We start from the raw sequence: 6,501 nt of genomic DNA on the forward strand, positions 1-6,501 counted from the left end.
TCGGCCAGGATCGGGCTGTCGTGCAGGTTGGGCGCCGTCATCGCGCGGCTCTCCCGCCGCTGCCCCTGCCGCTACCCTCGCCCAGCGCCAGGCGCCCGGCCATGCGCGCCAGCGTGCGCTCCACATGGTGCGAAACCGCCTTGGGCGTGATGCCCAGCCGTTGCGCGGCTTCCTTGTGGCTCAACCCTTCCACCCGCACCAGCAGAAACGCATCGCGCGCCACTGGCCCGATCGCCTCGAGCGCATCGCCCAGCAGCGCCAGCTCCTGGCGGCCAGAAGCAATGCGTTCGGGCGCCAATGCGCCATCGTCGACGATATGCTCGTCCAGCGTGGTATGGTGTTCGGACAAGCGGGCAGCCTTCCTGCGGTAACGGTCGATCAACAGGTTTGACGCAACCCGGCGCAGAAATCCCCGAACATTGGCAACAGGATCGGCTTCCGGCGTCGAAAGCACGCGCAGATAGACGTCCTGGACCATGTCGTCCAGGTCCTGCCCATCGCGCATGCGCCGTTTGAGATAGGCGCGCAGCGCGGCCATCTCGCCGGCACTGGTGGCCGCCTCCAGCTCTTCGGCGCGGCACGATGCCGCCCCCTGCGGCAGCTCTGGTGGCGGCGCATGACTATCCCCGTCGATGCTCCGCATGGTCGACCCCGTTCTTGCCATCATTGCCCCCCGGCGGCACCCGGCCAAAACGCGCGGGATTGATCCCCTGGGGCACATGGCCGGGCGCCCTAGGCGGCAGGTGTGACAGCGCCGTGACAATCGCGCCATCAAATTTTTTCGGGGAATCGTGGGGCGGCGCTGCGTCCTTTCCAGCAGACCTGCCCGCCGTGGCTGGTCGTGTTTCCTAAAGGGGGAAAACATGCCCGTTTCGTATCTGCGCCCGGCCCTGCTCGCCAGCGCGCTGCACACCATGATCGTTCCCGCGCTGGCGCAACAGGCGCCGCTGCCCGCGCCCGATGCCACCGCCGATTCCGCTGGCGATGCTGCCGCCCCGGCCGATGCCGAACGCGCCATCGTGGTGATCGGCACGCGCAAGCAGGCCGCCGATATCCAGTTCCAATCCTCGCACCCGATCTCGGTTCTGTCGGAAGAAGACCTGCGCCACACCGCCGTGCACAACGTTGCCGAGGCGCTGGGCCTGCTGCCCGGCGTCAACGTGGTCAACACCGGCTCGTCGTTCATCGGCGGCGTCGATGGCGCCTCGCGCGGGGAAGGCATGTATGTCGCCATCCGTGGCCTCAATTCCGAATACAACGTCAACCTGATCAATGGCGTCAACGTCGCCCAGGGCCAGCCCTACAGCCGCGGCGTGCAGCTGACCCTGCTGCCGCCCACCGGCCTCAACACGATCGTGCTCAACAAGGCCTCGCGCGCCGACATGGATGGCGATGCCATCGGCGGCACGGTGGACTTCCGCACGCCTTCGGCGTTCGACTATTCCGATCGCCTGCACGGCAGCGTGACGGCCTCGGGCCGCCTCGAAACCCGCGCGCGCACCTATGGCGACAGCGGCCTGGGCGGCGGCCTGGCGGCGGAAATCTCGTCGCGCTTTGGCCCGGGCCACACCATGGGCATCTACGTCAGCGGCTATTACGACAAGCGCACCTATACCAACAGCGAGATCCGCGGCGCGCAATCGGCGCACGACGATGGCAGCTGGGGCTATCTCAACGCGTCGGACAGCAAGGGCACCAGCTATCCCGGCCTCGATCCGCAGCGCAATGCCGCGCTCACCGGCTTTGACGCCGGCGTATCGAGCGGCAAGACCCGCCGCTTTGGCGGCAATGCCTCGCTCGACTGGCGCCCTGACGATACCACCCGCGTCTATCTGCGCGGCACTTATGCCAAGGCGCTGACCGAGCAGGATTCCACCCTGGCGCAGTTCAACGGCGGCACCAAGGCGTGGATTCTCTCGCCCGGCACCGATCGCTATGTCCTGACCGTGCCTTCGGTTTCGGTGCGCAACTACTTTGAAACCAACCCCGAAACCGCGGTCCTGGCCACGGCCGCGTTCGGCGGGGAAAAGCAGCTCGGCGACTGGAAGATCGCGCCCGAGGTGTTCTACAGCGAAGGCCACAACAACCGCCCCAACCATATCGAGGCGTCGGCCCGCATCAACCAGTCCGACAAGTACACCAGCGGATCGAAGATTCCGCTCGGTGGCCAGTCGGTCGGCTATTCCGACAACTATCCGGTCGCGCTCTATAACCAGGCGATCTTCAACGCGTTCGACAATTCGGCCAGCGTGCTGCCCGCCCGCCGCGCCGGCCAGTTGACCGAGCAGTTCAGCGGCCAGCGCAAGTGGGGCGGACGCCTCGATATCAGCCGCGATTTCACCGATGGCGGCCTGCTGCAAAGCATCGCCTTTGGCGCCAAGCTGCAAAGCAGCAAGCGCAACGTGACCAGCCGCGACTGGACCACCGACTATGTCGCCAACTATGTCGGCCACGCCGTCACCTGGGCGCAGCTGGGCCTGACCAACGGCACGTATGCCCACACCTATCCGGGCCTTTATGACTGGTCGCTGCCACGCTTCAACAAGACGGCGCTGTTCAACCTGTTCAACAAGTACCAGTTCGCCAACGAAGCCGATGGATCGAGCTACAACAGCTTCGACACCTGCGGTTCGCTCTATGTGAACAACTTCAACTGCGGCACGCTGTCGGGCCGTGAAACCGTGGCGGCGGCCTATGCCACGGCCACGCTCAAGGCCGGCAATCTGGAAATCATTCCGGGCCTGCGCTTTGAACACACCACGATCAACAACACCTATTGGGTCATGGCCTATAGCGGCGGCGTGGAACAGCCCGGCGCCTTTGCCAGCAACCGCACCACCTACAACGAACTGCTGCCCAGCCTGTTTGCCAACTGGCGGCCCAGCAGCACGCTGGTGGCGCGTGGCGACGTGTGGTTCTCCTATACCCGCCCGCCGTTCTTCCAGCTTGGCGGCAGCTCCACCGCGCGCACCGGTGACGATGGCAAGACCACGATCGTGCAAGGCAACCCCAACCTCAAGCCGATCCGCGCGATCAACGTCGACAGCTCGGTCGAATGGAACTTCGCTCCCTCGGGCCATGTCATGCTGGGCGGCTATTACAAGCGGCTGACCAACTATCTCTATGACAGCGGCACCACCCTGCTCAACACCGCCACCAACGACGGCACCAACCAGACGTTCATCACCCGTCCGCTCAACGGCGGCAGCGGCAATGTCTATGGCCTGGAATTCCAGGTGCAGAAAACCTTTGTCGAGCTGCCCGGCGCGCTGCGCGGCTTCGGCATCGGTGCCAACCTCACCCGGCAGTGGACCAAGGTGGACATCGGCAACGGCGTGATGCGCAATATCCAGAACGCGCCCGACGTGATGGGCCAGGCGCGGGTGTTCTATGCGCTCGGCGGCTTCTCGATCGACGCCATCTACAACTACACCGGCGCCTATCTGGAATCCTACAACTACCTCGGCCAGCCCACGGGTTGGGACGATCGCTGGGTGCGCCCGGTCAAGCGGGTTGACCTGCACGCCGGCTATGACTTCGGCAATGGCCTCAAGGCCGATGTCTCGGTGGCCAACCTGTTCAACAACTACACCTACTGGGCCCACATCGGGCGCCACTCGCTGGCCATTTCCGACATCGTCAATTCCGGCACCACGGCGCTTGCCAGCGTCAAGTACTCGTTCTGATCGCCTGATCCCCCGGGTCGTCCCTCACTGACCCGATCGCAAACTGGGGCGGCGGCGCGTTTATCGCGGCCGCTGCCCCTCTTTTTGCCGCGTCGCTTCTGTTTCACATTTGCCCCCGTTTCACATTTGCCAAGTAAGGCTGCCCGCCATGCTCGCTCGTGCCCGCTTCACCCCCCGCCTTGCGCTGTGCCTGCTCGCCGCGCTGATCCCGGCCATGGCGATCGCCCGCCCGGCGCCAGACAAGACTCCGCGCTATCGCGTCGATCGCGTCGTGCTGCTCATCCGCCACGGCATCCGCGCCCCGCTCGATGGCGAAGCGGCCGCTGCGCCGCTGGCTGATCACCCCTTTCCCCACTGGGATACCCCGCCCAGCCAGCTTACCCCGCACGGCGCCCAGGCGCTCGGCCGCCTTGCCGATTACGAGCGCGCGCGCCTGGTGCGCCAGGGACTGTTGCCTGCCGGGGGCTGCCCGCAAGCCGGCAGCATCGCGATCTGGACCAACAGCAAATCGCGCACCATCGCCAGCGGCCAGGCCCTCGCCCAGGGCCTCGCGCCCGGTTGTCCGCTCGCGGTCGATCACCTGCCCGAAGGCCAGGCCGATCCGCTGTTCGACGCGCTCGATACGCCGGCCGTGCCGTTCGATGCGCGCGCCGCTGCTGCCAGCATCAACGCCGAACTCGACAATGGCCACGCGCTGATGGTCGGCATGGGCCCGGCCGTCGCCACGATCGAACGCGTGCTGGGCTGCCGCGCGCCCTGCCCGATTTCCACCCAGCCCAACCGCATCGCCCCTTCGGCCGATGGCAAGGGGTTGAGCCTGGCTGGCCCGATCGATCTCGCCTCGGGCACGGCGCAGGTGTTCCTGCTGCAATACACCGAAGGCATGCCGCTCACCCAGGTCGGCTGGGGCCGGGCCAGCGCGGCCGACATCGCCACGATGTCTCCGCTCCACGCCCGGCTGTTCGATGTCTTTGCCCGCTCCGCCTATATGGCGCCGCGCGTTGGCGGGTTGATCGCGCGCAAGATCGCCGCCACGCTGACGACGCGCCAAGCACCGGCGTTCAGCGTCTTGGTCGGCCATGACAATACCATCGCGGCGGTTACCGCGCTGATCGGCACCGGCTTTACCCTGCCCGGCTATGGCCGCAACGATCCGCCGATCGGCGCGGGCCTGCTGTTCGAACGCCTGACCGACACGCGAACCGGCCGCCAGTTGCTGCGCCTGTCATACCTTGCGCAAACCCCCGATCAGGCGCGCCACCTGGTGCCCTTGCCACAATCGGGCGCCGGCGCGCCGCTGCATCCGCTATCGCTCGGCCGCTGTGGCACCACGTGCACGCCGGCAGGCTTTGCCCAGTTGATCGCCCGGCAAACCCGGGTGCTCGATCAGGCGAAATAGCCCCCTGCCCCAAGGGCCATACGGAACTGTCCTTCGCGATGGTGGGTTCCTTTACCGCATATGGAAGAGGAACCCACCATGGCCGAAACCCTGCGCAAGGGCGCGAAAGTCAAATGGCACAGCAGCGGCGGCACCGCCCACGGCAAGGTCGTGCGCAAGGTGACCAAGCCGATGAAGATCAAGGATCACAAGGTCGCCGCCTCGCCCGATGATCCGCAGATCCTGGTGGAAACCGCAAGCGGCGCCCGCGCCGCGCACAAGCCCGCAGCGCTGGAAAAGGAATAGCGCCATGGCCGGGCAACACTTCACCCCCACGCTCAAGATGGCGGCCAATGCCAGGCGCGGCCTGCGCCTGCGCGAAAAGTTTGGCTGTGGCGGCACGGATGTGGGCGTGCGCCGCGCGCACCAGCTGGCCGAGCGCCGCGATGTGAGCGAGGCTGACGTGAAAGCCATGGCCAGCTATTTCGCCCGCCACGAGGTGGACAAGCAGGGCGCTGCCCACCAGTGGAACAGCAACAGCGATCCCTCGGCGGGCTTTATCGCCTGGCTGCTGTGGGGTGGTGACGCCGGGCGCACCTGGGCGGAGGCCAAGCGCGCCAAGCTGGCGGATTAGGAATTGCTGCGCAGATAGCTGCTCGCCGCCTGGGCATCCTGCACGTCATAGGCGAACCACGTGCTCTGCGCGTGGTCAAACACCTGCACCACGCCATCGCCCACGCGCGCCTCGAAATGAGCGCCGCTGGCCCGATCAAAACCGCGCACCTGTTCGCCGTCAATGGTGAACGAAACGAAGGCCTTGCTGCCCTCGTCGTGGATTTCGGGCAGCGTGCCGGCAAAAGCCACATTGCGTTCGCCGTCAAAGCCCTTGACCTGGTCGCCGCGCCGCTCTGCCGCCACGCGCAGATCGCGGCCGGCGGCGTGGTCAAACAGCCCGGCCACCGTCTTGCCGGTGGTGGAGGCAAAGGCGACGGCGGCGATCATGGCGCGGGTATCGGGGTTCATGCCCGCCGATGTCGCATGCATGGCGGCCTACTTCAACCCCTGCGCCCCCACCCCCGCCGCCGCCCCCGCCGACAGCCACAGCGTGCGCAGATGGGCCAGACCAGCGCGGGCATAGGCCGCTGGCGGCGCCAGCGCAGGATCTTGTTCCGCCTCGATCACGATCCACCCGGCATAGTCGATCGCGGCAAGCGCCGCGCAAACCGCGGCAAAATCCACTGCGCCATCGCCCGGCACGGTAAACATGCCGGCAATCACCCCATCGAGGAACGAGGCGCCCTGGCCGATCGTCTCGGCCGCCACCGCCGGGCGCACGTCCTTGGCATGCACGTGCACCACGCGGGCGGGATGCTCGCGGATCAGTGCCGGCACATCGATTCCGCCCAGCCGCGCATGGCCGGTATCGATCACCAGGCC

At 66.7% G+C, this 6,501-nt stretch carries 7 protein-coding genes; 4 read left to right on the top strand and 3 right to left on the bottom strand.

All coding sequences use genetic code 11. From position 1 onward, the window contains the following. Positions 1–37: 37 nt before the first annotated feature. Positions 38–643: an RNA polymerase sigma factor gene (locus tag H926_RS29115; protein ID WP_022677803.1), complete on the bottom strand. Its 606-nt coding sequence runs from the start codon at positions 641–643 to the stop codon at positions 38–40. A 220-nt stretch (positions 644–863) separates the two neighbouring features. Between H926_RS29115 and H926_RS0119630 the strand changes: the two genes are divergently transcribed. The 4 genes from H926_RS0119630 (at position 864) to H926_RS0119645 (ending at position 5,698) form a co-directional block, all read left to right on the top strand. Beyond that, complete coding sequence (locus tag H926_RS0119630; RefSeq protein WP_022677804.1) at positions 864–3,686, top strand: TonB-dependent receptor; 2,823 nt, start codon at positions 864–866, stop codon at positions 3,684–3,686. Between the two features lie 148 nt (positions 3,687–3,834). Beyond that, a complete protein-coding gene (locus H926_RS0119635) occupies positions 3,835–5,085 on the top strand; it encodes a histidine-type phosphatase (protein WP_022677805.1) in 1,251 nt (416 codons plus the stop codon). A gap of 78 nt (positions 5,086–5,163) precedes the next feature. Further along, positions 5,164–5,370, top strand: coding sequence for a DUF2945 domain-containing protein (locus H926_RS0119640; RefSeq protein ID WP_028658256.1), 207 nt, complete (start codon positions 5,164–5,166; stop codon positions 5,368–5,370). A 4-nt stretch (positions 5,371–5,374) separates the two neighbouring features. Continuing rightward, a complete protein-coding gene (locus H926_RS0119645) occupies positions 5,375–5,698 on the top strand; it encodes a hypothetical protein (RefSeq protein WP_022677807.1) in 324 nt (107 codons plus the stop codon). Here the strand turns inward: H926_RS0119645 and H926_RS0119650 are convergent. Together H926_RS0119650 and H926_RS31080 are read right to left on the bottom strand one after the other, a co-directional pair. Then, on the bottom strand, positions 5,695–6,108 hold the full coding sequence (locus H926_RS0119650) for a hypothetical protein (protein ID WP_237741114.1): 414 nt from the start codon (positions 6,106–6,108) through the stop codon (positions 5,695–5,697). The two genes, H926_RS0119645 and H926_RS0119650, sit on opposite strands and share 4 nt — an antisense overlap. Before the next feature lie 6 nt (positions 6,109–6,114). Then, positions 6,115–6,501, bottom strand: a 387-nt coding sequence (locus H926_RS31080; RefSeq protein WP_237741115.1) for a TIM barrel protein, incomplete at its 5' end; no start/stop codon positions are given.

Origin of the sequence: Novosphingobium sp. B-7 (genome assembly GCF_000410615.1) — a bacterium.
Lineage (GTDB): Bacteria > Pseudomonadota > Alphaproteobacteria > Sphingomonadales > Sphingomonadaceae > Novosphingobium > Novosphingobium capsulatum.

Coding starts and splice junctions, on each gene's coding strand:
- H926_RS29115 (WP_022677803.1), bottom strand. CDS start 643: ATGCGGAGCATCGACGGGGATAGTCATGCGCCGCCACCAGAGCTGCCG.
- H926_RS0119630 (WP_022677804.1), top strand. CDS start 864: ATGCCCGTTTCGTATCTGCGCCCGGCCCTGCTCGCCAGCGCGCTGCAC.
- H926_RS0119635 (WP_022677805.1), top strand. CDS start 3,835: ATGCTCGCTCGTGCCCGCTTCACCCCCCGCCTTGCGCTGTGCCTGCTC.
- H926_RS0119640 (WP_028658256.1), top strand. CDS start 5,164: ATGGCCGAAACCCTGCGCAAGGGCGCGAAAGTCAAATGGCACAGCAGC.
- H926_RS0119645 (WP_022677807.1), top strand. CDS start 5,375: ATGGCCGGGCAACACTTCACCCCCACGCTCAAGATGGCGGCCAATGCC.
- H926_RS0119650 (WP_237741114.1), bottom strand. CDS start 6,108: ATGCATGCGACATCGGCGGGCATGAACCCCGATACCCGCGCCATGATC.